This window comes from Kumtagia ephedrae, assembly GCF_003012745.1.
Classification (GTDB): Bacteria; Pseudomonadota; Alphaproteobacteria; order Rhizobiales; family Rhizobiaceae; genus Kumtagia; species Kumtagia ephedrae.
Map to the genome: position 1 here is coordinate 26101 of NZ_PXYK01000013.1, position 22999 is coordinate 49099.

At 65.8% G+C, this 22999-nt stretch carries 33 protein-coding genes and 1 tRNA gene; 20 read left to right on the forward strand and 14 right to left on the reverse strand.

Annotated features, from left to right (window positions below; translation table 11 throughout):
* The first annotated feature begins 43 nt into the window (after positions 1-43).
* The 3 genes from rplS (at position 44) to C7I84_RS14510 (ending at position 1582) form a co-directional block, all read left to right on the forward strand.
* Positions 44-565 carry a 50S ribosomal protein L19 gene (gene rplS / locus C7I84_RS14500; RefSeq protein ID WP_106773045.1) on the forward strand — a complete coding sequence of 174 codons (522 nt, stop codon included), beginning with the start codon at positions 44-46 and terminating at the stop codon, positions 563-565.
* Between the two features lie 201 nt (positions 566-766).
* Entirely contained in the window at positions 767-1111 is a 345-nt protein-coding gene (locus C7I84_RS14505; RefSeq protein WP_106772920.1) for a DUF6152 family protein, read from the forward strand.
* Positions 1112-1117: 6 nt separating this feature from the next.
* Entirely contained in the window at positions 1118-1582 is a 465-nt protein-coding gene (locus tag C7I84_RS14510; RefSeq protein WP_106772921.1) for a hypothetical protein, read from the forward strand.
* 59 nt (positions 1583-1641) lie between these two features.
* Here the strand turns inward: C7I84_RS14510 and C7I84_RS14515 are convergent, their stop codons facing one another.
* Positions 1642-1995: a DUF1428 domain-containing protein gene (locus C7I84_RS14515; RefSeq protein ID WP_106772922.1), complete on the reverse strand. Its 354-nt coding sequence runs from the start codon at positions 1993-1995 to the stop codon at positions 1642-1644.
* 91 nt (positions 1996-2086) lie between these two features.
* Positions 2087-3199: a 3-isopropylmalate dehydrogenase gene (leuB, locus tag C7I84_RS14520; RefSeq protein WP_106772923.1), complete on the reverse strand. Its 1113-nt coding sequence runs from the start codon at positions 3197-3199 to the stop codon at positions 2087-2089.
* Positions 3200-3356: 157 nt separating this feature from the next.
* On the opposite strand from leuB, the gene C7I84_RS14525 reads away from it, so the two are divergent.
* Positions 3357-3569 (forward strand): type II toxin-antitoxin system VapB family antitoxin, encoded by a 213-nt coding sequence (locus C7I84_RS14525; protein WP_106773046.1) that lies wholly within the window; start codon positions 3357-3359, stop codon positions 3567-3569.
* Positions 3566-3955: a type II toxin-antitoxin system VapC family toxin gene (vapC, locus tag C7I84_RS14530; RefSeq protein WP_106772924.1), complete on the forward strand. Its 390-nt coding sequence runs from the start codon at positions 3566-3568 to the stop codon at positions 3953-3955. The genes C7I84_RS14525 and vapC overlap by 4 nt, the downstream gene beginning before the upstream one ends.
* An 82-nt stretch (positions 3956-4037) precedes the next feature.
* Here the strand turns inward: vapC and C7I84_RS14535 are convergent, their stop codons facing one another.
* Together C7I84_RS14535 and leuD are read right to left on the reverse strand one after the other, a co-directional pair.
* Complete coding sequence (locus C7I84_RS14535; protein WP_106772925.1) at positions 4038-4421, reverse strand: RidA family protein; 384 nt, start codon at positions 4419-4421, stop codon at positions 4038-4040.
* 55 nt (positions 4422-4476) lie between these two features.
* Positions 4477-5082 carry a 3-isopropylmalate dehydratase small subunit gene (leuD, locus tag C7I84_RS14540; RefSeq protein ID WP_106772926.1) on the reverse strand — a complete coding sequence of 202 codons (606 nt, stop codon included), beginning with the start codon at positions 5080-5082 and terminating at the stop codon, positions 4477-4479.
* A gap of 170 nt (positions 5083-5252) precedes the next feature.
* On the opposite strand from leuD, the gene C7I84_RS14545 reads away from it, so the two are divergent.
* Positions 5253-5780 (forward strand): GNAT family N-acetyltransferase, encoded by a 528-nt coding sequence (locus C7I84_RS14545; RefSeq protein ID WP_106772927.1) that lies wholly within the window; start codon positions 5253-5255, stop codon positions 5778-5780.
* 47 nt (positions 5781-5827) lie between these two features.
* Here the strand turns inward: C7I84_RS14545 and C7I84_RS14550 are convergent, their stop codons facing one another.
* On the reverse strand, positions 5828-6490 hold the full coding sequence (locus C7I84_RS14550) for a hypothetical protein (protein WP_106772928.1): 663 nt from the start codon (positions 6488-6490) through the stop codon (positions 5828-5830).
* Between the two features lie 54 nt (positions 6491-6544).
* Positions 6545-7009, reverse strand: a complete 465-nt coding sequence (locus tag C7I84_RS14555; RefSeq protein ID WP_106772929.1) for a GFA family protein — start codon at positions 7007-7009, stop codon at positions 6545-6547.
* Between the two features lie 185 nt (positions 7010-7194).
* Between C7I84_RS14555 and C7I84_RS14560 the strand changes: the two genes are divergently transcribed.
* The 5 genes from C7I84_RS14560 to C7I84_RS14580 all read left to right on the forward strand — a co-directional run bounded on the left by C7I84_RS14560 (position 7195) and on the right by C7I84_RS14580 (position 10655).
* Positions 7195-7491: a 4a-hydroxytetrahydrobiopterin dehydratase gene (locus tag C7I84_RS14560; RefSeq protein ID WP_106772930.1), complete on the forward strand. Its 297-nt coding sequence runs from the start codon at positions 7195-7197 to the stop codon at positions 7489-7491.
* 64 nt (positions 7492-7555) lie between these two features.
* Positions 7556-7900: a YkvA family protein gene (locus C7I84_RS14565; RefSeq protein WP_106772931.1), complete on the forward strand. Its 345-nt coding sequence runs from the start codon at positions 7556-7558 to the stop codon at positions 7898-7900.
* A gap of 324 nt (positions 7901-8224) precedes the next feature.
* On the forward strand, positions 8225-8728 hold the full coding sequence (locus C7I84_RS14570; RefSeq protein ID WP_106772932.1) for an invasion associated locus B family protein: 504 nt from the start codon (positions 8225-8227) through the stop codon (positions 8726-8728).
* A gap of 201 nt (positions 8729-8929) precedes the next feature.
* Positions 8930-10162: a dual-specificity RNA methyltransferase RlmN gene (rlmN, locus tag C7I84_RS14575; protein WP_106772933.1), complete on the forward strand. Its 1233-nt coding sequence runs from the start codon at positions 8930-8932 to the stop codon at positions 10160-10162.
* A 10-nt stretch (positions 10163-10172) separates the two neighbouring features.
* On the forward strand, positions 10173-10655 hold the full coding sequence (locus C7I84_RS14580; RefSeq protein WP_106772934.1) for a hypothetical protein: 483 nt from the start codon (positions 10173-10175) through the stop codon (positions 10653-10655).
* A 37-nt stretch (positions 10656-10692) separates the two neighbouring features.
* Here C7I84_RS14580 and C7I84_RS14585 read toward each other — a convergent pair whose 3' ends face one another.
* A complete protein-coding gene (locus C7I84_RS14585; RefSeq protein WP_165816081.1) occupies positions 10693-11424 on the reverse strand; it encodes an ABC transporter permease in 732 nt (243 codons plus the stop codon).
* Between the two features lie 377 nt (positions 11425-11801).
* Between C7I84_RS14585 and fsa the strand changes: the two genes are divergently transcribed.
* The 6 genes from fsa (at position 11802) to C7I84_RS14610 (ending at position 17408) form a co-directional block, all read left to right on the forward strand.
* On the forward strand, positions 11802-12455 hold the full coding sequence (fsa, locus tag C7I84_RS14590; RefSeq protein WP_106772936.1) for a fructose-6-phosphate aldolase: 654 nt from the start codon (positions 11802-11804) through the stop codon (positions 12453-12455).
* Positions 12456-12664: 209 nt separating this feature from the next.
* A complete protein-coding gene (locus tag C7I84_RS14595; protein ID WP_106773047.1) occupies positions 12665-13570 on the forward strand; it encodes a DMT family transporter in 906 nt (301 codons plus the stop codon).
* Between the two features lie 112 nt (positions 13571-13682).
* A complete protein-coding gene (locus tag C7I84_RS30025) occupies positions 13683-13856 on the forward strand; it encodes a hypothetical protein (protein ID WP_165816082.1) in 174 nt (57 codons plus the stop codon).
* A complete protein-coding gene (locus C7I84_RS14600; RefSeq protein ID WP_106772937.1) occupies positions 13853-15307 on the forward strand; it encodes a GMC oxidoreductase in 1455 nt (484 codons plus the stop codon). Before C7I84_RS30025 ends, C7I84_RS14600 begins: the two co-directional genes overlap by 4 nt.
* Positions 15308-15545: 238 nt before the next feature.
* Positions 15546-17081, forward strand: a complete 1536-nt coding sequence (locus tag C7I84_RS14605; protein ID WP_165816083.1) for a class I SAM-dependent methyltransferase — start codon at positions 15546-15548, stop codon at positions 17079-17081.
* Positions 17082-17102: 21 nt separating this feature from the next.
* The gene (locus C7I84_RS14610) at positions 17103-17408 is read left to right on the forward strand and encodes a hypothetical protein (protein WP_106772939.1); all 306 of its coding nucleotides are present in this window, start codon (positions 17103-17105) and stop codon (positions 17406-17408) included.
* A 90-nt stretch (positions 17409-17498) separates the two neighbouring features.
* Here the strand turns inward: C7I84_RS14610 and C7I84_RS14615 are convergent, their stop codons facing one another.
* The 3 genes from C7I84_RS14615 to C7I84_RS14625 form a co-directional block, all read right to left on the reverse strand.
* Positions 17499-17750 (reverse strand): hypothetical protein, encoded by a 252-nt coding sequence (locus C7I84_RS14615; protein ID WP_106772940.1) that lies wholly within the window; start codon positions 17748-17750, stop codon positions 17499-17501.
* A gap of 386 nt (positions 17751-18136) precedes the next feature.
* Positions 18137-18376, reverse strand: coding sequence for a hypothetical protein (locus C7I84_RS14620; protein ID WP_106772941.1), 240 nt, complete (start codon positions 18374-18376; stop codon positions 18137-18139).
* Positions 18377-18615: 239 nt separating this feature from the next.
* Positions 18616-18691: transfer RNA gene (locus C7I84_RS14625), tRNA-Ala, on the reverse strand.
* A gap of 222 nt (positions 18692-18913) precedes the next feature.
* Here C7I84_RS14625 and C7I84_RS14630 point away from each other — a divergent pair.
* From C7I84_RS14630 to C7I84_RS14640, 3 genes are all read left to right on the forward strand, one after another.
* A complete protein-coding gene (locus C7I84_RS14630; RefSeq protein ID WP_106772942.1) occupies positions 18914-19204 on the forward strand; it encodes a YggT family protein in 291 nt (96 codons plus the stop codon).
* A gap of 10 nt (positions 19205-19214) precedes the next feature.
* Entirely contained in the window at positions 19215-19532 is a 318-nt protein-coding gene (locus tag C7I84_RS14635) for a DUF167 family protein (RefSeq protein WP_106772943.1), read from the forward strand.
* Positions 19533-19608: 76 nt separating this feature from the next.
* Positions 19609-20196 (forward strand): hypothetical protein, encoded by a 588-nt coding sequence (locus C7I84_RS14640; protein ID WP_106772944.1) that lies wholly within the window; start codon positions 19609-19611, stop codon positions 20194-20196.
* A gap of 68 nt (positions 20197-20264) precedes the next feature.
* Here the strand turns inward: C7I84_RS14640 and ppa are convergent, their stop codons facing one another.
* The 4 genes from ppa to C7I84_RS14660 form a co-directional block, all read right to left on the reverse strand.
* Positions 20265-20801 (reverse strand): inorganic diphosphatase, encoded by a 537-nt coding sequence (gene ppa, locus C7I84_RS14645; protein ID WP_106772945.1) that lies wholly within the window; start codon positions 20799-20801, stop codon positions 20265-20267.
* Positions 20802-20901: 100 nt separating this feature from the next.
* On the reverse strand, positions 20902-21408 hold the full coding sequence (locus C7I84_RS14650; protein ID WP_106772946.1) for a GNAT family N-acetyltransferase: 507 nt from the start codon (positions 21406-21408) through the stop codon (positions 20902-20904).
* Positions 21409-21485: 77 nt separating this feature from the next.
* Complete coding sequence (locus tag C7I84_RS14655; protein ID WP_106772947.1) at positions 21486-22121, reverse strand: TPM domain-containing protein; 636 nt, start codon at positions 22119-22121, stop codon at positions 21486-21488.
* A gap of 1 nt (position 22122) precedes the next feature.
* Entirely contained in the window at positions 22123-22977 is an 855-nt protein-coding gene (locus tag C7I84_RS14660; protein WP_425351345.1) for a TPM domain-containing protein, read from the reverse strand.
* Positions 22978-22999: the final 22 nt, after the last annotated feature.

The window sequence follows — 22999 nt, forward strand, 5'->3', positions numbered from 1 at the left end:
TCGGGCGCTCTGGCTGTCGAGAAGCAAGAAGAGGTTTATTCCGATGGATATCATCCGTCAGCTCGAGGCCGAGCAGGCCGCCAGGATCGAAGCCAAGCGCACTCTGCCCGAATTCCAGCCGGGAGACACGGTGCGCGTCCAAGTGCGCGTCACCGAAGGCACCCGCACCCGCCTGCAGGCCTATGAGGGCGTCGTCATCGCCCGCTCCGGCTCCGGCTTCCAGGAGAATTTCACGGTCCGCAAGATCTCCTACGGCGAGGGCGTCGAGCGCGTCTTCCCGGTCTACTCGCCGATGGTCGAAGGCGTCGAGATCGTGCGCCGCGGCAAGGTGCGCCGCGCAAAGCTCTATTACCTGCGCGATCGCCGCGGCAAGTCGGCCCGCATCTCGGAGAACACCGGCGTGCGCGCCCGCAAGCTGAACGACGCCGAGCGCGAGGCGCTCAACGCCGAGAAGGCCAAGCTGGAGGCCGAGAAGGTCGCCGCCGCCCAGGCGCTGGCCGCCGAGAAGGCAGCGGCCGAGAAGGCAGCCGCCGAGGCCGCGGCCGAGAAGACCGCAGCCGAATAAGCTCGGCGCAGCAGCAATATCAAAGAAGAAAAAGGCGGCCGGCGAGCCGCCTTTTTTGTTGCGCGGCTGCGCAGCCTCCTCCCGAAGTGATTTGACCTCGTGCCGCGGGACCCTACCCTGTGGGGCGGTCCGTTCGCGAGGTGTCCCATGAAACCCTTCCGATCCCAACGAGCCGGTACGCGCGGTCTGCTGCTGGCATCCATGCTCGCCGTGGCGACGGCCGTTCCGGCGCTCGCCCATCACGGCTGGTCGTGGACGCAGGATGGCTTCTTCCGGCTCGAAGGCGTGATCCGCGCCGTCTATGTCGGCAATCCGCATGCAACCCTTGACGTCGACGCCGAGGGCGAGCTGTGGCGGGTCGAGCTGGCGACGCCGTCCGCGACGATCCGCGCCGGCTTCACCGAGGATGCGGCGAAGATCGGCGACGAGGTGGTGGCGATCGGCAACCGCTCGCGCGACGCGGCGGAGAAGCGGATGAAGGCGGTGCGCATCACCGTTGGCGGCAAGACCTATGACGTCTATCCAGGCCGCGTACCGCCGGCCTGAGCCGCCGTGGAAGCCCTGTCCGCAATCGAGCAGCTCGGCGCGATCCGGCTGCTGAAATCGTCCTTCTATGCCTACCCGCTGGTAAACGCGCTGCACATCGCCGCCATCGGCGCGCTGTTCACATCCGTCTGGCTGATGGACCTGCGCGTGCTCGGCGCGTTCCGCACCGTTCCCGAACACCCTTTCCTTACGCTGATGCGGCGGGTCGCTATCACCGCCTTCGCCGGCGCAGCCCTCACGGGAGCGGCCCTGTTCTCCATACGGGCGACGGAATATGCGGGGATGCCGGTGTTCTGGGCCAAGATGGGGCTCATCCTGCTCGCCGGCCTGAACCTGCTCTTGTTCGCGATGCTGGCCCGCAAGCGGCCGCCGCAAGCACCAGCCGGCAGCGGCGAACGCCTCGCAGCAAGCCTCTCCGCCCTGCTGTGGACAGGCGTCCTGCTGTGCGGCCGCTTCATCGGCTTTGCCTGAAGGGCTGGCAGGCACGGAACTTGAACGGCCGGCAGATCATCGCGGAAAGAGCGGGCCCGTCAAAGCTCCAGGAACGTCTCGAACCCGCCATAGATCATGCGCTTGGCGTCGAAGGGCATGGTGTCCCAGTCCGGCTTCAGGCGCGGATCGGCCATGACCTTGGCATTGATGGCATCGCGCTGCTCGCGGGACTGGTAGAGTATCCAGGCGAACACGACGACCTCGTCGTCCTTGGCCTGCACCGAGCGCGGGAACGACGTCACCTCGCCATAAGGAACGTCGTCGCCGATGCACTCGACATAGGCGAGCGCTCCATGGTCCTTCCAGATCTCGCCGGCCTGGGCCGCCATCTTGCGGTAGGCGTCGAGATTGGCTTTCGGCACTGCGAGCACGAATCCGTCGACATAGGACATTCCGGGTCTCCTCCTTCTCGTCCGCACATAGGACGTGTAAGGAAACCCGGCGCCGACATCGCGGTTCCGCTTTTTCTGCGCGGCGGAGCGGCTAAGCCGACAGCGCCCGGAATCGTTCGACGACGGCGTCGCCGATGGCCGTGGTGCCGACCTCGGTCTTACCCTCGGAGAGAATGTCCCTGGTGCGCAGGCCTTCGTCGAGCACCGCCGAGATCGCCGTCTCCAGCCGGTCGGCTTCCGCCACCATGCCGAACGAGTAGCGCAGGCACATGGCGAAGGAGGCGATCATGGCGATCGGGTTGGCGATGCCCTTGCCGGCGATGTCCGGCGCCGAGCCGTGCACCGGCTCGTAGAGCGCCTTGCGGCTGCCGGTTTTGGCGTCGGGAGCGCCGAGCGAGGCCGACGGCAGCATGCCGAGCGAGCCGGTCAGCATCGCCGCCACGTCCGACAGCATGTCGCCGAACAGATTGTCGGTGACGATGACGTCGAACTGTTTTGGCCAGCGCACGAGCTGCATGCCGCCGGCATCGGCCAGCATGTGGTCGAGCTTGACGTCGGCATACTTCGCCTTGTGCGTCTGCGTCACCACCTCGTTCCACAAGACGCCGGACTTCATCACGTTGCGTTTTTCCATCGAGGTCACGTGGTTCTTGCGCGTGCGCGCCAGCTCGAAGGCGACGCCGGAAATGCGTTCGATCTCGAACGTGTCGTAGACCTGCGTGTCGATGCCGCGCTTCTGGCCGTTGCCGAGGTCGATGATCTCCTTCGGCTCGCCGAAATAGACGCCGCCGGTGAGTTCGCGCACGATCAGGATGTCGAGACCCTCGACCACCTCCGGCTTGAGTGACGAGGAGGCGGCGAGCGCCGGGTAGCAGATCGCCGGCCTTAGATTGGCGAACAGGGCAAGGTCCTTGCGCAGGCGCAGCAGGCCGGCCTCGGGGCGGACCTCATAGGGAACGGGATCCCACTTCGGCCCGCCGACCGCGCCGAACAGCACCGCGTCGGCGGCCAGCGCCTTGGCCATGTCCGCTTCGGAGATCGCCTGGCCGTGCGCGTCATAGGCCGAGCCGCCGACCAGGCCGCGCTCCGTCTCGAAGCCCGCGCCGAGATCGGCGTTCATCACCGCGATCAGCTTCTCCACCTCGGCCATCGCCTCGGGACCGATGCCGTCGCCGGGAAGCAGCAGGAGTTTTTTCGAAGCCATGTCGCGATGTCCTTGGACCGTTGGGGAAAGCCGCGGTCTTGCTAGCGGCGAAGGCAGCACCGCGCAAGGCTTATTGCCGGGCAAACCTGCTGCTCGATTGCAAGCTTGCCGGCCGATGTGTATCTACTTCGAGAGACATACACACGAGGCGAGATCCATGCGAACCAACATCGAACTTGATGACGCGCTGATCGCCGAAGCGATGAGGATCACCGGGCTTACCACGAAACGCGCAACGGTGGAGGAGGCGCTGAAGCGACTGGTGCGTCAGGATCGACACCGCGAAGCGCTCGAGACGATGAGGGGGATCGGCTGGGAAGGCGACCTTGATGCCATGCGCACGGACTGGACGGACGACGACAGTCGATGATCGCCGTCGACAGTTCTGTCTGGATCGACAATCTTCGCAATCTCGATACGCAGCAGGTGAAGAAGCTGGCGGCAATCGCCAACCCCTACGAAATTCTGGTTGGAGACATCGTTCTTCTGGATGTTCTGCGAGGGCTTCGCGACGAACAGCAAGCTTCGCTCGTCGAAAATGAAATGCGCCAATACCGGATCGTTCCGATGCTCGACGGTCTATTGGCGGTCAAGGCGGCAGCGAACTACCGCTATCTGCGGGCAATGGGAGTAACGATCAGGAAAAGTGCCGATCTCATCATCGGCACGTTCTGCATCGAGCGCGGCCACGTTCTGCTGCACGCCGACCGAGATTTCGACGCGATGCAGAAGCACCTCGGGTTGCGCATCTATTGATGTCTATGCCCTGACCTTCGGACGATCTACCGGGTGCATCCCCCGAAGCGAGCCTCGAAGGACGCTCGCCGGTTACGCCGCGTCACCCATTCCGTCTCAGCGCCGTCACCTCGATCTCGATCTTCATCTCCGGCTTGTTCAGCCCGCAGACGATCATCGTCGCGGCGGGCCGGACGTCGCCGAAGGTCTCGCCCAGGATCGGAAAGACGCGGTCCACATAGGCGGCGTCCGTGAGGTAGTAATGCGCGCGCACCACGTCGGCGAAGGAGAAGCCGCCCTCCTCCAAAGCCCTGCCGATGGTGGCGAGACAGTTGCGCGCCTGCTCCTCCACGCTCTCCGGCATCGTCATGGTCGCGTAGTCGTAGCCGGTGGTGCCGGCAACGAAGCACCAGTCACCCTGAACGACGGCGCGCGAATAGCCCGCAGTTTTTTCGAACGGCGATCCGGTGGAGATGAGCTTGCGCATGTTCCCTCGCCGCCTGCATGGCGCCGCATATGCCGACCCGGCCAGGCGCCAGTCGTCAGGCCCAGGGCCGGGCGGCCGCCGCGCTCTTCTCGTAGGCGGCGATCGCCGGCGCCTTCTCCAGCGTCAGGCCGATGTCGTCGAGGCCGTTGAGCAGGCAGTGGCGCTTGAAATCGTCGAGGTCGAATTTCACCACGCCGCCGTCCGGCCCGCGGATTTCCTTGGCTTCGAGATCGACGGTGACAGTGGCATTGGCACCGCGCGAGGCGTCGTCCATGAGCTTGTCCAGGTCCTCGGGGCTCACCGTCACCGGCAGGATGCCGTTCTTGAAGCAGTTGTTGTAGAAAATGTCGGCGAACGAGGTGGAGATCACGCAGCGTATGCCGAAGTCGAGCAGCGCCCAGGGCGCATGCTCGCGGCTCGAGCCGCAGCCGAAATTGTCGCCGGCCACGAGAATCTGCGCGGTCCGGTACGCCGGCTTGTTGAGCACGAAATCCGGGTTCTCCGTGCCGTCCTCCGCATAGCGCATCTCGGCGAAAAGCCCGGTGCCGAGACCGGTCCGCTTGATGGTCTTCAGATAGTCCTTGGGGATGATCATATCGGTGTCGACATTGATGATCGGCAAGGGCGCGGCGACGCCGGTGAGTTTCGTGAACTTGTCCATGATAGTCTTGCCCGTGACACGGAGAGGAACTTCGCTGCCTCGCTTTACAGGAAGCGGCGGCGGATTTCAAAGCCTCGCGGCGCTTCGGTTCAGAAGAAGTGCCGGTCGAAAATCGTGTCGGCGATGGAGACTTGTTGCCGCATCCACCTGTCGAGAGCTATCCGTCTGCCATGAACCAGCTCGACAGCCTCGTCATCAGAGCAGCGCAGCCTGCGGATGCGGAGCTTTTGCCCGAAATCGAACGGTCGGCGGGGCAGGCCTTTCTCGACGTGCCCGGTCTCGCCTGGATCGCTGAAGACGAGGTTCAGCCGCCCGCCCGCCATCTGGAACTGGTTGCCGGCGGTCATTCCTGGGTCGCAACTGATGGGAAGGCGCTTGTCGGCTTCCTGAGCGCCGAACGGCTCGACGACACGCTGCACATCTGGGAACTGGCCGTGGCGCATGGGTTTCAGGGCCGGGGCATCGGCCGCGCCCTGCTTGCGCACGCCATCGACGTCGCGCGGCGCCGGAAGCTGGCGGCCGTCACGCTGACCACCTTCCGCGACGTCCGCTGGAACGAGCCGTTCTACCGCAAGCTCGGCTTCCGGACGCTGGATGCCGGCGCCACCCCCGCCCGCCTCCAGGCGATCCTCGATCGGGAATCCGCAAGCGGCCTGCCGCGGGACCGCCGCTGCGCGATGCTGCTCGCCCTCCGCTAGCCGGCTGTCCACCACGGCGCCGTCCACGTCCGCCGGCTGTCATACGCCTACGAATAGGTCTGCGGCGACTTTTTATACGCCTCCTCGCAGCGCGGCGAACAGAACCACGGCCCGTCCGGCGGAGCCCGCCGATAGGACGCGTAGGGTGCATGCATCTTGCACACCGGATCGATCCAGGCCGGATCGGGCGAGGGGGCAAGCTCGATCTCGTAGAGCGGGACTTCGGCGGCCAGCGACCGCAGCGCCGTCGAGCCGAGATCGCGGACCGATATGCCCCTCGCCTCGGCGATCTCGGCAACCGGCTGTGTCGCGAGCAGCTGGCCGGGGGCGGCCAGCGCCGCAATGCGTGCCGCGATGTTCACGGTCGAGCCGAAGAGATCGCCCGCCCTGCGGATGACCGGACCATGGTTCAGCGCCGCCCGCGTCAGCGGCAGTCGCGGTTCCTTCCGGCAGGCCGGCAGCAGCCTTCCAAGCGCCTGGATCGCGCTTTCCGGATCGGCAAACGACAGCATCGCCTCGTCGCCGATCCATTTGATCGGAGGGCCGCCGAGCGCCTCGCCGACCATGGCCTCGAATATCTCCAGCACGTCGATCGCGGCTGCGTCCCCGTAGACGTCGGCGATGGCGCTGAAGCCCGCGAGGTCGATGAACGCAACAGTGGCCGATGCGCCGGCGGAACTCTGGGTCGGACTGTCGGTTGTTCTATGCATCGCCAAACGATTTAGCGCCATTGTACGGTTTTTCGAATCCCGGCGCCCCGGCCCTCACCCCGGTCCGGCACCCTCCGCCGCATACTCCTCAGCCATCGCCATGAAGCGGTCGTTGTCGGGCAAGGTTTCGTAGCTGTAGCGCGCCGGGGTCTTCGCCCATGCAAGGCCCTCGCTGGTGTACAGTTCGACGAAGGGCATGAACCACTGGTGCTCGTCGAGCATCGTCGGACGCAAATTGACCAGCCAGTCGAGGCCTTCCGGCCGGGTGAACATCCAGCTCTTGCAGAACGGGCAGAAGAAGTGTTGCGACGCGCCCTGCAGGCCGCCCCGCACCGGCTCGCCCAGGGTGACCGAAAATCCTTCCGCCGGAACGGCGAGCGACAGCGAATAGGCGCTCGCCGTCATTCGCTGGCAGCCGCTGCAGTGGCAGGCGGAGGCCAGCAGCGGCGGCGCGCTCACCTCGATGCGGCAGCGGCCGCAGCGGCAGCCGCCGGCCCAGGGCAGTTTCCAGTCGCGCATGGCGGGCCTCCTCCGTAGGCTTCAGGATAAGGAAAGTCGGTGCATGGCGAAAGCGGCATGTCGGCGCGGGCCTCGCCGGAGCCGCCTCCGCGGATCGCGGATAGATCGCTTTGCCGGTGCCGCAGGGCTGTCCCCGCCGGTCCGAAGCGCTATCATGACCGAAAATCGCAACCCGAGGAGAGATCATGGCACGGGAAAAGCTCGACGAAGCGGCGGTCCGCCAGGCGCTGGCCGGACTGGAGGGCTGGACGCTCGCGGCGGACGGCGCTGCGATCAACCGCACGTTCGTCTTCAGGAACTTCAGCGAGGCCTTCGCCTTCATGACGCGCACGGCGCTCGCCGCCGAAAAGCTCGACCATCACCCCGACTGGTCGAATGTCTACAAGACTGTCGAGGTGAAGCTGAACACCCACGATGCCGGCGGGCTGACGGCGCTCGACTTCGAGTTGGCCAGGAAGATGGACCGTTTCGCAGCCGGCTGACGCAAAAGCCCTTGCAGGGCGGGCAGTGCTTTCCCACATCTTTCGGGGAAGGGAGAAAGCGCAGATGGCGACGTTGAACAGCCAGGATGGAATAGCCCAGGAGCAGACGGTACGCGAAAAGTTCTGGCAGACCGCCAGGAAGGCGGCCGCGCAGGTTCCGTTCATGGACGAGGTGGTCGCCGGCTACTATTGCGCCATGGACAAGGAAACCCCGCTCAAGACCAAGGGCATCCTGTTCGCGGCGCTGGCTTACTTCGTGCTGCCCGCCGACACCATCCCCGACGTCTTCTTCGGCCTGGGCTTCACCGACGACATCGCCGTGCTGACGGCGGCCTTGGCGGCGGTCCGCGCCCAGCTGAAGCCGGCGCACCGGCTCGCCGCCCGCGAGACCCTGCACAACATTTCGTGATTTTCCTCTGCCGTCGACGGAATTTGCGCCGGAAGGCGGCGGCTTCCGGCGATGCTCCGTGTCACGGCAGCCGGCCGCGGTCACAAGCAGGCGCAAAAAGTCAAACTGCTGCCGTTTTTGTTGTCTTGAACCTGCCCAGGGACAAAAACGGAACCTGCAAAGGGTCCGGAACAAGGTTGGCGGTGGTGCTGGATGGCGAGGGCCGTTTTTCGCGGACGTTCACCATTTCGTAACCCTGACTAATTCAAAATTAAACGAACGGGCCGGGCTGCAAAACCCGGCCTGCTCCCGCAATTCCAGCGGAATGAACAAGACGGTGAAAAGATGCGCGGATTGATAGCAGCGGTTTCGGGCCTGATCCTTGTCGCGGGTGCGATGCCGGCCCTTGCCCAGTCGGCCACCAAGATCGGCCAGCACAATGCATGGGGCACCTACAGCTATCAGGCCGGCAACGGCAAGGTCTGCTACGTGCTGACCGTGCCGACGGAGAAGCAGCCGCCCTCGCTCGATCACGGCGACATCTTCTTCTTCGTCAGCCAGCGTCCCGGCCAGCAGGTGAGCTATGAGCCGCAGTTCATCGCCTCCTACAATTTCCAGGAGAACTCCAAGGTTCAGGTGACGGTCGGCAGCAAGACCTTCTCAATGTTCACCAAAGGCAAGTCGGCCTGGGTGGAGAACGCCGCCGAGGAGCCGGCGCTGATCGCCGCCATGAGAGGCGGCGCCGACATGAAGGTCGCGGCCAAGTCGGGGCGCGGCAACGCCACCGGCTACACCTTCTCGCTCAAGGGCATCTCGGCGGCGCTGTCGTCGATCGCCAACTGCAAGTAGGAGACAGCTTGCGGCCGGAAGAGATCGATCCGGCGATCCTCCACGCCGTCGCGTCCTGCTGGCAAAGGTAGGCGACCTGAAGCGGTGATCTGGCGAGGCGGGCGGTGACGATGCGGGCAGGCCGTGACGCGGGCCGCCGGCCGTGCTATGGGCGCGGCGGATCGCTTTGAATTTTCTTCGGCATCCCCATATAGGCTTGCCATGACGCTCACCCTCGATCTCACCGCGCCGGAACGGCGCGACACACTCCGCACCCGCCCGGCACTTGCCGAAAAGCCGTCGCTGGTCGGGCTGACGCGCGCCGAGATGGCCGAGGCGCTGGTCGCCGCCGGCATCGTTCCGGAGCGGCAGGCCAGGATGCGCGTGCAGCAGCTCTGGCACTGGCTCTATGTGCGCGGCGTCTCCGACTTCGCCGACATGTTCAACATCTCCAAGGAGCTGCGCGCGACGCTCGCCCGGCACTTCACCATCGCCCGGCCTGAGATCGTCGAGGAGCAGATCTCCAACGACGGCACCCGCAAGTGGCTGTTCCGCTTCCCGCCGCGCGGCGCCGGCCGGCCGGTCGAGATCGAGACCGTCTACATACCCGAGGAAGGCCGCGGCACGCTCTGCATCTCCAGCCAGGTCGGCTGCACGCTGACCTGCTCCTTCTGCCACACCGGCACGCAGAAGCTGGTGCGCAACCTCACTGCCGAGGAGATCCTGGCGCAGCTGCTGACGGCCCGCGACCGGCTGGGCGACTTCCCCGACCGCGACACGCCGGACGGCGCCATCGTGCCGGCGGAAGGCCGCAAGATCTCCAACATCGTCATGATGGGCATGGGCGAGCCGCTCTACAATTTCGAGGCGGTGAAGAAGGCGCTGCTGATCGCGTCGGACGGTGACGGTCTGTCGCTGTCGAAGCGCCGCATCACGCTGTCGACCTCCGGCGTCGTGCCGGAGATCGCCCGCACCGGCGCCGAGATCGGCGTGATGCTGGCGATCTCGCTGCACGCCACCAATGACGACCTGCGCGACCTGCTGGTGCCGATCAACAAGAAATACCCGCTGAAGGAGCTGATGGCGGCCTGCCGCGCCTATCCCGGTCTGTCCAACGCGCGGCGCATCACCTTCGAATATGTGATGCTGAAGGACGTCAACGATTCGCTCGACGACGCCCGCGCGCTGGTGTATCTGCTCAAGGGCATTCCGGCCAAGATCAACCTGATCCCGTTCAACCCGTGGCCGGGCACCAACTACCAGTGCTCCGACTGGGAGACGATCGAGCGTTTCGCCGACTTCATCAACAATGCCGGCTACGCCTCGCCGATCCGCACGCCGCGCGGCCGCGACATCCTCGCCGCCTGCGGCCAGCTCAAGTCCGAATCGGAGCGGATGAAGAAGACCGAGCGGCTGGCGCTGGAGGCGATGATGATCGCCGGCCACGGCGACTAAGCGCGGCTCCTTGGCGAGCGTCCTCACTCTCCTGCTGCGCCTTCTGGTGATGGTGGTCGGCTATGCCGCCGCCAGCCTGGCGGCGAGCGCCTTCCTGCATCTCACCGTCCTCGGCGCGCAGGGCTTCACCGCCGAGGAGGCGCATTGGGTTGCGCTCGGCTCGATCTATTTCTCGATTCCATTCGTCGCCCTGTTCGTCGCCTACTACGCCTTCCTGCCAGCGGCGGTGGCGGTCGTGCTCGCCGAATATGTCGGCCGGCGCGACTGGCTCACCTACGCGCTCGCCGGCGCGGCCGTAGGCCTCGCAGCCGCCGGCATGCTCTGGCAGTCGGGCGCGACGGTCGTCGATCGCGACGCTACCGACCTCACGGCCAATCCGATGCTGGCCGGCCCGCGTCTTCTGGCGCTGCTGATCGGCGCCGGCATCTGCGGAGGGCTGGGCTACTGGCTCATCGCCGGACGCTCCGCCGGCGGCTGGCGGGCCGGCACCTGAACCGCGCCGGCGCCGGAACCCGTTCGACCGCCGACGATCAGCTATTGCTCAGAATGACGTGGCGATAGCCCCGTTCTATCAGCAATCCCAGAGCCAGCACGACGCTGGAAAAGATCAGCACGTAGGACTTGTCCAGCAGCGGGTCGTAGGTGACGTAGGTCGCCGTGCGCAGCCACTCGACGCAATGCAGAACCGGATTCCACCAGATGATGGCTTGCACCCAGGGTGGCATGAGGATGGGGACGTAGAAAATCCCCGAGAGAAACAGCATCGGCAACCGGATCAGCGGCCATATGCGCTCCCAGGTCGCCGACAGCGCCGCCATCACCGCGTTGAACACACCCATGCTGGCGGAAAGCAGCACGAGCGCGGACGTCGCCTCGAAGAACCGGTCGAAGTGCACGATCACCTTCTGCTCGGACCATGCCGCGAGCAACCCGAAAAAGATCACCCAGACGACGAACATCACCATCGTCTCGAGGCATATCCGCGCCGCGATGATGTCGAACGGCTTCACCGGCGGATAGGCGAGCAAGGCGCGGTTGGCCGTCAGGGACGCCTGCGCCCGCGTCGCGATCGAACTGAAGGTTCTGAACACCAGAATGCCGGTCAGGAGGAACAGCGCCATGTTCTGGCCGAAGGGAACGCGCGTTTCCAGAAAGAAGCGCAGCATCAGGAATCCGGCCAAAAAGAGGATCGGCTCCAGAAGCACCCAGACCAGGCCGAACCGGTTGCGACCGAAGCGCGTCTTGATGTCGCGCAGGATCATGGCCGTGATGACCCGGCTCATGCCGCCGATCTGCGTGGCCCAGGTGTTGGTTCTGACAAGGTCCTGCATGCGGAGTGATACTGATCGCAATTCGGTCTATTTGATGGTGGCTGAGCGGCCTGCCGGGCGACCTCTATCAGACTCGGCCGCCCTCTCAAAGACCCCGTGTTCCCGCGGGGTTCGGCAGGTCGACCTCCGAGCCATGGCACCGGCGCACACGGGCCGGCAAGGGCCCGCATCGAACGACAGACGAAAACAGTCCTTTGAGCCCGGCGCCAATCGCATTAAAAGGCCGGTCGAGGATTGCCGGTTTCCGGAGACGGAACGAAAGCGCACAACCGGCATCGAGCGCGATTCGGCAAAAGAGGACGATCCCCATGAAATTCTTCGTCGACACGGCGGACGTGAAGGAAATCCGCGAACTCAACGATCTCGGCCTGCTGGACGGCGTCACCACCAATCCCTCGCTGATCCTGAAGGCCGGCCGCAACATCGCCGAGGTCACCAAGGAGATCTGCGATATCGTCGACGGCCCGGTCTCGGCCGAGGTCACCGCCATCGAATATTCGGAGATGATGCGGGAAGCCAAGGCGCTCGCCAAGATCGCCGACAATGTCTGCATCAAGGTGCCGCTGACGCTGGACGGGCTGAAGGCCTGCAAGGCGATCACTTCGGAGGGCCGGCAGGTCAACGTCACCCTTTGCTTCTCCGCGACCCAGGCGCTGCTCGCCGCCAAGGCTGGCGCGACCTTCATCTCGCCCTTCATCGGCCGCCTCGACGACACCGGCATCGACGGCATGGAGCTGATCGCCGAGATCCGCACCATCTACGACAACTACGATTTCAAGACCGAGATCCTGGCGGCCTCGATCCGCACGGTGAACCACGTCAAGCAGGCCGCGATCATCGGCGCCGACGTGGCGACGGTGCCGCCGGCGACGCTGAAGGCGCTGGTCAAGCACCCGCTGACCGACAAGGGGCTGGAGCAGTTCCTCGCCGACTGGGCCAAGACCGGCCAGCAGATCGGCTGACGCAGCCGGCCTTCCGCCGGACTGATCCGGGGAGATGCGGCAAGGGCCGGCGGCGACGCTGGCCCTTTTCCGTGGAGGCGCTGCCGGGCCGTGGCCGAGGGCCGGGCATCCGCGCCGGCGATGCCTGGCCAATTGCCGGACACGCCCGGATATTGCGCCCGGCCGCCGCCATGTCCTAAACCGCGTCGTTCAGCGAAGGCGGCGACATGATTGAGCTCTGGATCCCGATCACCATCGGCGCCGCCTTCCTGCAGAACCTGCGCTCGGCGTTCCAGAAGCATCTCAAGGGCGTGATGGGCACCACCGGCGCCACCTTCGTGCGCTTCGGCTTCGGCGTTCCCTTCGCGCTGGCCTTCGTGGCCTTGCTGCATTTCGGTCGCGGCGATCCGCTGCCGGCGGCGAACCAGGAATTCCTCGTCTGGGCGGCCGTCGGCGGGCTGGCGCAGATCGCGGCGACCTTCCTGCTGGTGCACCTGTTCTCGTTCCGCAACTTCGCCGTCGGCACCGCCTACTCTCGCACGGAGCCGGCGCAGGCGGCGTTGTTCGGCCTGCTCTTCCTGGGCGAAGGCGTGACGCCGGGCGCGCTGACGGCCATCGGCATCAGCGTTTTCGGCGTCATGCTGATCTCGGTCGCGCATGTGTCGATCACCGCCCGCTCGCTGGTGACCTCGATGTTTGCCCGCAACGCCCTGATCGGTCTGGCCTCGGGCACGGCCTTCGGCATATCGGCCGTCGCCTATCGCGCCGCCTCGCTGGCGCTGGGCGGGCCGAACTTCCTGATGCAGGCGGCCTATACGCTGAGCGTCGTGATCGTGCTGCAGACGGTCGTCATGCTCGTCTGGATGGTCTGGCGCGAGCGAGCCGAGTTCGGCCGCATAGCCAGGGCGTGGAAACCGTCGCTGTTCGTCGGGCTGGTCGGCGCCTCGGCCTCCTTCGGCTGGTTCGCCGCCATGACCCTGCAGCAGGCGGCGGTCGTCAAGGCGCTGGCCCAGGTCGAGATGATCTTCACCTTCGCCTCCTCGGTCTTCTTCTTCCGCGAGAAGATCAACCGGCTGGAAGTCGCCGGCTGCGTGCTGATCGTTTGCGGAATCTTAACCTTGCTTGCGATCGGCTGAGCCGGCCAGCCGCCGGACCCCATGATCTGGCACGGCTTTCGCTTTTTCTTCAGCAAGTGTCCCGCCTTGTAGAAGAGACACCACGACCATCGAACCTCGTGGGAAAGAGATCATGAGCCCCCAACAGACTTCTCCCAAGGTGAAGCGCCGCACTGTGCTTCAGGTGCTTCTGTCCATACCTGCCCTCGCGCTCTTCCGCGAGCATGCCGTGCCGGCCGCGGAGCCGCCCGCGGACGAATTCGTCGAGATCAATGGCTGGATCCTGAAGAGGAGCGACCTGGCATGATCTTCGACAGTTTCGAGAGCTTCCGCTCCAACGGCTTCAAGCCGAAAGTCATCGTCATCGGCTCCGGCCCGGCCGGCGTCACCATCGCCCGCAAGCTCGGCGCCGCCGGCATCCCGGTCGCCGTCTTCGAGGCCGGGGCCGCCGACTACACCGAGGAATCGCAGGATTTCTACAAGGGCACCACCGTCGGCGACCCTTATTTCGACCTCGACGTGACGCGGCTGCGCCATCTCGGCGGCTGCTCCAACCACTGGGCGGGCTGGTGCCGGGTCATGGACGCCGTCGATTTCGAACCCAAGGCGTGGGTGCCGGATACCGGCTGGCCGATACGGCGCACCGACATCGAGCCGTATCTCGACGAGGTCCACGACATCCTCGATCTTGTCCCGTTCCGGGACGACGTCCCGATTTCTGACGACATCCGCTGGGTGCAGCTCATCAAGAGCCCGGCCGTGCGCTTCGGCGAGAAATTCGGTCCTGAGATCCAGGCCAGCAAGACGATCGCGCTGGTGCTCGATACCTACGTCACCGAACTGCAGGGCGACGGCAGCAAGATCACCGGCGCAAAAATCTGGTCGGCGGGCCGCGACCAGGGCGTCGCCACGGCGGACTATTATCTGCCCTGCACCGGTGGCCTGGAGAACTCGCGCCTGCTGCTGTGGTCGAACGAGCGGTCCAATGGCGGCGTCGTGCCCCATGCCGAGGCGCTCGGCAGGTACTGGATGGAACACCCGCAATTCGAGGGCGGCAACGCCATCATGAACAATCCGGACCAGTTCGAGATGGACGACGTTTCGGAGGCGTTCTTCTCGCCGTCGCTGCAGGCGATGGAAGAGCGGCAGATCATGAATTTCGGCGTTCGTTTCATCAAGATGCCGTATCACGGTGCCAAGTGGCTGGTCGCCGAGCTGGCCTGCCTCGCGCCGGAAACCGCCGAATGGACGGCGGAGAGCATCGGCGCCAAGCTGCGCTGCGCCGCCCAGCTCTATGTCGGCTGGGAGCAGTCGCCGCGCGCCGACAACCGCGTCGCGCTGTCGGCTTCCGCGCGCGACACGCTCGGCATCCCGCGCATCGAGCTGCACTGGAAGAAGAGCGAGCTGGAGCACCGGACCCTGCTGGAGGGCCTGCGCCTGTTCGGCGAGACGCTCGCCGCCAAGAACTACGGACGGGTGCGCATCGCCGACTGGGTGCTGAACGGCGACCCCTATCCCACCGACCAGGAACTCGCCGGCCACCACCATATGGGCGGCACCCGCATGGGCGACGACCTGACCAGGAGCGTGGTCGACCGCAACTGCAAGGTGCACGGCATGGAGAACCTCTATGTCGGCGGCTCATCCGTCTTCGCCACGTCGGGCCAGTGCAATCCGACCACGACGATCGTGGCACTCAGCGCCCGGTTGGGCGACCATCTCGTCCGCACCATAGGCCAGAGCGCCATGTTGCGGTGATATAAAGCCCTCTTGCCTGCAGCCGGGTGGCGCGTGCGTGACCCGGCTGCCACCGATTGCCCGGTGTCACCGCTGCGCGGCGCGGTCAAACCGCGGTCCTGCAATCGGCTTTGCTGCGGCCGCGCGGCCTTTACCAAGCTGAAGTGAACATCGCGGAAGTTGATCCGACCCATTTGCATTCCCACCCGAAGCAGTTACTTCTATCGTTCGGTGCCAAATGCCGCGCGGGGGGATCGGGGTGACGACGAGTTCCTGGACATCCGGCTACATCTCGGAAGTGGCCTATACGGCCGGGTTCTATCGCGAGCTCACCCCCGCCATCCTCGATCTTGCGGCGCTGGCGAAATCCGTCACGGCGCAGCCGGCAACGGGTCCGTTCGCCATGTGCGAACTGGGCTGCGGGCGCGGCGTGAGCACCAACGTGCTCGCCGCGGCCAATCCGCATGGCGTGTTCCACGCCACCGACTTCAATCCGACCCATATCGCCGAGGCCCGCGCCCTTGCGGCCGCCGGGGGCATGAAGAACGTCCAGTTCTCCGACTCCAGCTTCGCCGAATTCCTCGAGGACCCGTCCCTCCCGCAGTTCGACATCATCGCGCTGCACGGCATCCTGTCCTGGATCAGCGCGGCCAATCGCGCCACGATCGTCGCCTTCATCGCCAGGCACCTCAAGCCGGGCGGCCTCGCCTACGTATCCTACAACTGCATGCCCGGCTGGGGCGCAGCCGCGCCGCTGCGCCGCCTCATCGCCGAATTCGCCTCGCTGCGCAGCGGCAGCCCGCTGAACCGCTTCGAAAAGTCGATCGAGGCGATCTCGCGGCTGAAGGAGGCCAATGCCCGCTATTTCCAGGCCAGCCCGGCGGTGGGCGAGCGGCTGGAAAAGATGAAGTCGCAGAACAAGAACTATCTCGTCCACGAATTCCTCAACCAGGACTGGAACCCGTTCTACCACAAGGACGTGGCGGCCGAGATGGCGGAGGCGAAGCTGACCTTCCTCGGCTCCGCCCATCTGCTCGACCATGTCGATGCGCTGAACCTGACCGAGGCGCAGCGCACCTTCCTCAACGAGATCGAGGATCCGGAGCTGCGCGAGACGACGCGCGACTACATGGTCAACCAGCAGTTCCGGCGCGACATCTTCGTCAAGGGCGCCGTGCCGCTCGGCTTCTTCACCGCGCGCGAGCGCTGGCAGGAGATGCGCTTCGCGCTGTCCATCGGCCGCCCCGACATGCCGGCCAAGGTGAACGGCTCGCTCGGCGAGGCGGCGATGCAGCCGGAGGTCTACGGCCCGTTCCTCGACGCGCTGGCCTCCGGCCCCAAGACGTTGCACAGCATGCAGGCCATTCCCGCGATTGCCGAGCTCGGCTGGGCGCGCACCATACAGGCGCTGCTGGTTCTGGTCGGCTCGGGCCACGTGCATCCCTGCCTCGACGAGAAGGGCGACGCCAGGCGACGCGAGTCGACGCGCCGCTTCAACCGCGCGGTGATGGAGCAGGCCCGCCACTCGCACGACATCCAGGCGCTGGCCTCGCCCGTCACCGGCGGCGGCGTCAACGTCGACCGCTTCGAGCAGCTCTTTCTTCTTGCACGCCAGAACAAGCAGCCGGACCCGCCGGCGCTGGTCTGGCAGACGCTGAGCACGCTCGGCCAGCGGCTCATCCGCGACGGCCAGGCGATCGCAACGCCGGAGGAGAATCTCGCCGAATTGCGGACGCGCTATGAAACCTTCGCCGACAAGCGGCTGCCCGTGCTGGAACAGCTCGGCATCGCCTGACGGCCTTCAGCGGGTGATGGCATGCGACGAATTCTGACGGCTGCCGCGGCTCTCCTGGCCGCCACCGGCGCTGTGGCCGAGCCGCGCTACGAGATCACCGGCTGGACCTGCGCCCGCATCAAACAGGCGGTTGCCCAGAACGGCGCCGTGATCCTGCGCTACCGGTCGTCGCGCATCGCCGGCCTGCCGCTTTACGATCGCTATGTCTCGGATGCGCGTTTCTGCGATCCCGGCCAGATCATCGCCTATGCCAGCGTCCCGGCCGCCGACGACAGGTCCTGCCCGGTGCGCAAATGCCGGGAGATCGAGCGGCCCGATCCGCGCTGACAGCGGAACGGCAAGGGTATTCGGCTGCCGTTCCGCGGTGGTCACCGCGCGGGATCGATGATCGACCATTCCCGCGCCGCGACCAAGACGTTACGTGATCGGCTGGGCTGCCCGGCCTCTGACGGCCGACGTCCGCGCGAATTCGAGCTGGGGTGCGATGTCGTCGATCGAATCCCTGACTGCAAGCAGCTTCTGCTTGGCCTGTCGTCCCGTAGGGTCAGCGGTTTCCATCGCAAGGTAGAGCGTCGAGCCCCCGCCTGCCCGCGGTGCAATATGCGTAACCTGGTCCAGCGAAACCAGCAGAGTGTTGCCTTCCTTGTTGGACTTCAGCCTGATCCACATTCCAATATTTCTCCTCTCCACACGAATTGAGGTTCACCGCCGCCCTGAGCAAATCAAAAAAGCAACGTGACCTTGGTGCGGCTTACACGCTTCGGTAGGCGATGTCTTCTTGGTCACAACCAATTTACCGGCTGTGTAGCACTTGCCCGCGTACAGCGTTGCATTTGTCGACCTTGACTGAACAGGCACCCTCGTCATGCGGGAGGCAATTGACACTCGCGCACCATCCCTGCCGAGGCGTTCATCGGCTGTGCGGAAGCGGACTTGTGACGAGCGGGCCCGAAGCTAACGGGGCCGCGACTACATCGGAACGGCAAGCGACATCGCCCGCCGTTCCGCGTTCGGCGCGCAGGGGCCGGTGGCCGTTTCCGAGCCGCGACCGCGAGCTAGGCCGCGCGGCTCCTGACGGAGGAGAGCCCGGCAAACTCGAGCTGGGGCGCGATGTCGTCGATCGAATCCCTGACTGCCAGCAGCCTCTGCTTGGGCTGTCGTCCCGTGGGGTCAGCGGTTTCCATCGCAAAGTAGAGCGTGGAGCCTCCGCCCGCCCGCGGTGCAATATGCGTAACCTGGTCCAAGGAAACCAGCAGAGTGTTGCCTTCCTTGTTGGACTTCAGCCTGATCCACATTCGGTATCTCCTGTCGACAGGCCCCCCGCGCACCAAAGCTAATGCCAAGCGAATGTGACCTCGGTACGACGCATCACACGTCTGAGTAGATGAAAGTTGCATACCCACAACTTTTGCGGAGCCTGAACGGCGCGCCCACGCCCGACACGCGCGGATGACGACGCGAGATGAGACGTAACGGACCCGGTGGTCGGCCAGTTGTCGATGGGTATTTCGGGGAGTCGAAGGAGAAAACCGTCTGGTGGAGCTGAGGGGGATCGAACCCCTGACCTCGTCATTGCGAACGACGCGCTCTCCCAGCTGAGCTACAGCCCCATCCGACGGTTGGCGGTGTTATGGCAGAGCCGCGGCGGCTGTCAAGCAGGACAAGATCGCCGCCGCTGGATTGTTTTGCCGGGAAGACGGCTGGTCCCGCCGGGGCATGTGCCGCCGGCGCCGGACTTGCCATGCATATGGTCTCGGCGCCGCCACGACAGGCACGGGCTTGTCGGCACTCCGGCCAGTGGCTAAATGTCGGGGCGTCACAGGAGACCGCCTATGCTCGCCCTCATCCAGACGCTGGATCTCGCTCTCGGAATCTACTGGTGGTTGCTGATCGCGTCGGCGATCTTTTCCTGGCTGTACGCATTCAACGTGGTCAACCCGCGCAACCAGTTCGTCGGCACCGTCGGCAACTTCCTGTTCCGCATCACCGAGCCGGTGCTTGCACCGATAAGGCGGCTGCTGCCCGATCTCGGCGGCATCGACATCTCGCCGATCATCGTGCTGCTGATCATCTTCTTCCTGCGCCAGTTCCTGTGGACGACCATCGCGCCGCTGGTCGTCTGACAGGAACGCCATGGCCGGCTTCTTCCGGGAGCGCGGCGGAGGGCTCGAGCTGTTCGTGCGCCTGACGCCGAAGGCGGCCGCCGACCGGATCGACGGCATCGAGACCGGCGACGACGGGCGCAGCCATCTTGCAATCCGCGTGCGCGCGCTGCCGGAGAGGGGCGCCGCCAACGCCGCCCTCGAGCGCCTGCTCGCCGAAACGCTCGGCCTGCCGCGCTCCAAGGTGAGCGTCGTCGCCGGCCACACCGCCCGGCTGAAAACGGTGCGGCTGAACGCCGGCGCCGATTTCGTGCTGAACGTGCTGGGCGGGCGGACGACCGGAGGCTGATCCCGCGCGCTGCCGCCGGTTTTCTTTCGGCCGCGCCTGCACTACGCTTGCCTGGACCCTGCGGAGCGAGCAGTCGATGCGGAAGCTTGCCATCTCGATCATCCTCGCCGGGCTCGGCCTGCCTGCCGGGGCGGCCGAGATCCGCAGCGACTATACCGAGATCGACATTGCTAAGGACTGCGCCACCTTCGAGGCCGGCGAGGCCGACTTCGCCAGCCTGGTCTGTCCCGGCTGGCGCGGCTACCCGGTGCTCTACTACCTCGGCGACCTGCGCGAATCCGTCTTCTACGGCTTCCCGCCTTCCGGAGCCGGGCATGTCTGGGAGAGCTTCTCCGCCTTCAATTCGACCGGACCGACGATCGAGTGGCGCATCGAGACCGAGGGCGAGCGCGAGATACCGATCGCAACCATCCATCGCTGGTTCGTCAGGAGCGACCCGGACAATCCCGACGAGAAGATCGAGGTTCTGGCGGTGGAGAAGGTCGGCCAGGTCGGCGAGGCCGACGGCTGCACGGTCGGCCTGGTGATGGCGAGCGGCAATGCCAAGGCCAACGAGACGGCGCGCCGCATCGCCGACGAGCAGGCGCGGCAGTTCGCCTGCGGCGCCGACGAGCGCGTGCTGGTCGGCGACGGCCTGCCAGAATTCGACCGGCAGGAGAATTGAGGCGGCGCGGAACTGCCCCCAGCCATGTGGCAGCGTGGATCGCGAGCCGTCGATCGCTTTGGAGGATACTAGCCCTTCACCCTGGCGGCCCGCTCCATGGCTTCCGAGATCATCTGCCTGGCGCGGTCGGCGTCGTGCCAGCCGCCGATCTTGACCCACTTGCCGGGCTCCAGATCCTTGTAGTGCTGGAAGAAATGCGCCACCTGGTCGAGCGTGATCTGCGGCAGGTCGGTGTAGTTGCGCACCTTCTCGTAGCGTTTGGTGAGATGCTGCGACGGCACGGCGATCACCTTCTCGTCCTCGCCGGCATTGTCCTCCATCACCAGCACGCCGATTGGCCGCACGTTGATGACGCAGCCCGGAATGAGTTCGCGCGTGTTGCAGACGAGCACGTCGATCGGGTCGCCGTCGCCCGACAGGGTGTGCGGGACGAAGCCGTAATTGCCGGGGTAGCGCATCGGCGTGTACAGGAAGCGGTCGACGAACAGCGTTCCCGCCTCCTTGTCCATCTCGTATTTGATGGGCTCGCCGCCGACCGGTACCTCGATGACGACGTTCACGTCCTCGGGCGGATTCTTGCCCGTGGGGATGGCTTCGATACGCATGGCTGGTTTCCGTTGAACTCGGCTTGATCTCGGCCTTCCGATAGCCGGCTAGCCGGCCGGGCGCAACTGGTGAGGACGGCCGCAGCGGCCGCCGGGCCGGTCAGTCCCAGACAAAGGCAATCTTCTTCAGCGCCTTCTGGTCGAATATCTCGACGCCCTCGGCGGCGTCGCGCCCGCCCGCGCCCGCGTAGAAGCCGACGGCGTTGCCGTTGTCTTCCAGGGCCCACACCACGAGGCCCCTGAGACCGTGGCCGGCGAGACGCCTGCGCGCCTCGGCGAACAGCCGGCTGCCGAGGCCAACGCCCTGATACTCCGGCTTGAGGTAGAGCTCGTAGATTTCGCCCTGCTGCGGCAGTTCGCGCGCCCGGTTGCGCCCGATCGTCGCATAGCCGGCGACCTTGCCGCCGATCTCGACCACCAGCACGCTGGCGGCGCGGCGGATGGCATTGGCCCACCAGTCGCTGCCGCGCCGGTTGACCATCCTGGTCAGCGCCTTGTGCGGAATGATGCCGGCATAGGCACCCATCCATGCCTCATGATGCACCTCGGCGATGGCCACGGCGTCGCGCGGCTCGGCCTTGCGGATATCGATGGTGAGGGTGCTCATGATGGTTAACATTAGCCTGCCCGCCGGCCATTGCAAGCGACGGCGATTCACGGACGCGTCAGCGCCGGGCCGGCGTGTCAGATTTCCACAAGATGATCGTCGAGCTCGTTGTCGTCGGCCTCGCCGCGCGGAAAGTGGCGCGCCAGGAGAACGCCGACCGCCGCGACGGCAGCGACGAATCCGTCGGTGAGCCGGTCGTCGCGGGCATGCGCCACGAGGTCGGCGACGATGCCGTTCCAGCTCTCCTGCTCGACCTCGGCGTTGATGCCGGCGTCGGCGACGACCTCGGCATAGCGCTCGGCGAGCGACACGAAGATGAGCACGCCGGTGCGCGCCGTGGTGATGTGGACGTTGCGCGCCAGGAACTGCTTCAGCGCATTGTCGTGGGCGCGCTGGTAGCGCAGCCGCCGCGGCACGAAGTGGATGCGCAGGCCGGGAAGGAGGAGCAGGACCAGCCAGGCGGCGGCGAGCGCCAGCACGACGGCCGACCAGAACACCGGCAGGCGCAGGCTGACCCACCAGAACTCCAGCAGGAACGCCAGGATGACACCGACCAGCACGATGCCCAGCGTGACGAAGAAGGCGGCGGGATAGAAATAGGGATCGCTGGACCGGGCGACGACGCAGTAGATCTCGCCCGCCGTGTCGGCCTCGGCGGCGCGGATCGCCGCGACGATGCGGTCGTGGTCGGGAGCGCTCAGCGTGTTGGTCATCTCACCAGCTCCCCGAGGATCCGCCGCCGCCGGACGATCCGCCACCGCCGGAAAAGCCGCCGCCTCCCGAGGACCACCCGCCTCCACCGCGCCCGGAAGACCAGCCGCCCGAACCGGTCGACCAGCCGCCGCGCCGCGACGAGCCCCCTCCTCCGACGGTGATGTCCATGCCGAGCCAGCGATAGCGGTTCGGCCCGATCTTCCGGCCGAAGATCGGCGGCAGGATCGCCATCGCCATGCCGCCGAAGAACAGCGTCGCCCACAGCGCGATGAAGAGGATGAAGATCCAGTCGACCTCGCTGTTCTCGCTCTGCTGGTTGCGCTTGGCGCGCGCCTCGAGCTCCGCCGCATTGCCCTCCAGCACCATGACGATGTCGTCGACCGCCCGCGATATGCCGGCGGAAAAATCGCCAGCGCGGAAGGCCGGCACCATGTCCTCGATGATCAGCCGGGAGTGCAGGTCGGTCAGCGTGCCCTCCAGCCCGTAGCCGACCTCGATGCGCATCTTGCGGTCGGATTTTGCGACGAGCAGCAGGATGCCGTTGTCCTCGCCCGCCTGGCCGAGCCCCCAGGCGCGGAACAGGCGGTTGGCGTAGGGCTCGATCGCCTCGCCGTCGAGGCTGTCGACGGTCGCCACCACGATCTGGTCCGACGATCGCTTCTCGAACGCCTCCAGCTTCTGCACCAGCGCCGCCCGGGTGGCCGCGTCGATCATGCCGGCGTCGTCGACGACCCGTCCGGTGAGTTTTGGAAGCTCGGCGGCGAAGGAAGAGAGGGTGAAGAGGAGAAGGATTGCTATTGTTGCGGGGAGGATGCTCGGCCATCCGTCTCCGGAGAAGCATACGCCCCTTCGCACCCCCCTCTGTCCTGCCGGACAT

Coding starts and splice junctions, on each gene's coding strand:
- leuD (WP_106772926.1), bottom strand. CDS start 5,082: ATGGACAAGTTCACGAAACTCACCGGCGTCGCCGCGCCCTTGCCGATC.
- C7I84_RS14610 (WP_106772939.1), top strand. CDS start 17,103: ATGCGACGAATTCTGACGGCTGCCGCGGCTCTCCTGGCCGCCACCGGC.
- rlmN (WP_106772933.1), top strand. CDS start 8,930: ATGACGCTCACCCTCGATCTCACCGCGCCGGAACGGCGCGACACACTC.
- C7I84_RS14555 (WP_106772929.1), bottom strand. CDS start 7,009: ATGCGCGACTGGAAACTGCCCTGGGCCGGCGGCTGCCGCTGCGGCCGC.
- vapC (WP_106772924.1), top strand. CDS start 3,566: ATGATCGCCGTCGACAGTTCTGTCTGGATCGACAATCTTCGCAATCTC.
- C7I84_RS30025 (WP_165816082.1), top strand. CDS start 13,683: ATGAGCCCCCAACAGACTTCTCCCAAGGTGAAGCGCCGCACTGTGCTT.
- C7I84_RS14550 (WP_106772928.1), bottom strand. CDS start 6,490: ATGCATAGAACAACCGACAGTCCGACCCAGAGTTCCGCCGGCGCATCG.
- C7I84_RS14600 (WP_106772937.1), top strand. CDS start 13,853: ATGATCTTCGACAGTTTCGAGAGCTTCCGCTCCAACGGCTTCAAGCCG.
- C7I84_RS14615 (WP_106772940.1), bottom strand. CDS start 17,750: ATGTGGATCAGGCTGAAGTCCAACAAGGAAGGCAACACTCTGCTGGTT.
- C7I84_RS14545 (WP_106772927.1), top strand. CDS start 5,253: ATGAACCAGCTCGACAGCCTCGTCATCAGAGCAGCGCAGCCTGCGGAT.
- C7I84_RS14585 (WP_165816081.1), bottom strand. CDS start 11,424: ATGATCCTGCGCGACATCAAGACGCGCTTCGGTCGCAACCGGTTCGGC.
- rplS (WP_106773045.1), top strand. CDS start 44: ATGGATATCATCCGTCAGCTCGAGGCCGAGCAGGCCGCCAGGATCGAA.
- C7I84_RS14570 (WP_106772932.1), top strand. CDS start 8,225: ATGCGCGGATTGATAGCAGCGGTTTCGGGCCTGATCCTTGTCGCGGGT.
- leuB (WP_106772923.1), bottom strand. CDS start 3,199: ATGGCTTCGAAAAAACTCCTGCTGCTTCCCGGCGACGGCATCGGTCCC.
- C7I84_RS14620 (WP_106772941.1), bottom strand. CDS start 18,376: ATGTGGATCAGGCTGAAGTCCAACAAGGAAGGCAACACTCTGCTGGTT.
- ppa (WP_106772945.1), bottom strand. CDS start 20,801: ATGCGTATCGAAGCCATCCCCACGGGCAAGAATCCGCCCGAGGACGTG.
- C7I84_RS14630 (WP_106772942.1), top strand. CDS start 18,914: ATGCTCGCCCTCATCCAGACGCTGGATCTCGCTCTCGGAATCTACTGG.
- C7I84_RS14635 (WP_106772943.1), top strand. CDS start 19,215: ATGGCCGGCTTCTTCCGGGAGCGCGGCGGAGGGCTCGAGCTGTTCGTG.
- C7I84_RS14560 (WP_106772930.1), top strand. CDS start 7,195: ATGGCACGGGAAAAGCTCGACGAAGCGGCGGTCCGCCAGGCGCTGGCC.
- C7I84_RS14535 (WP_106772925.1), bottom strand. CDS start 4,421: ATGCGCAAGCTCATCTCCACCGGATCGCCGTTCGAAAAAACTGCGGGC.
- fsa (WP_106772936.1), top strand. CDS start 11,802: ATGAAATTCTTCGTCGACACGGCGGACGTGAAGGAAATCCGCGAACTC.
- C7I84_RS14650 (WP_106772946.1), bottom strand. CDS start 21,408: ATGAGCACCCTCACCATCGATATCCGCAAGGCCGAGCCGCGCGACGCC.
- C7I84_RS14515 (WP_106772922.1), bottom strand. CDS start 1,995: ATGTCCTATGTCGACGGATTCGTGCTCGCAGTGCCGAAAGCCAATCTC.
- C7I84_RS14655 (WP_106772947.1), bottom strand. CDS start 22,121: ATGACCAACACGCTGAGCGCTCCCGACCACGACCGCATCGTCGCGGCG.
- C7I84_RS14565 (WP_106772931.1), top strand. CDS start 7,556: ATGGCGACGTTGAACAGCCAGGATGGAATAGCCCAGGAGCAGACGGTA.
- C7I84_RS14525 (WP_106773046.1), top strand. CDS start 3,357: ATGCGAACCAACATCGAACTTGATGACGCGCTGATCGCCGAAGCGATG.
- C7I84_RS14505 (WP_106772920.1), top strand. CDS start 767: ATGCTCGCCGTGGCGACGGCCGTTCCGGCGCTCGCCCATCACGGCTGG.
- C7I84_RS14640 (WP_106772944.1), top strand. CDS start 19,609: ATGCGGAAGCTTGCCATCTCGATCATCCTCGCCGGGCTCGGCCTGCCT.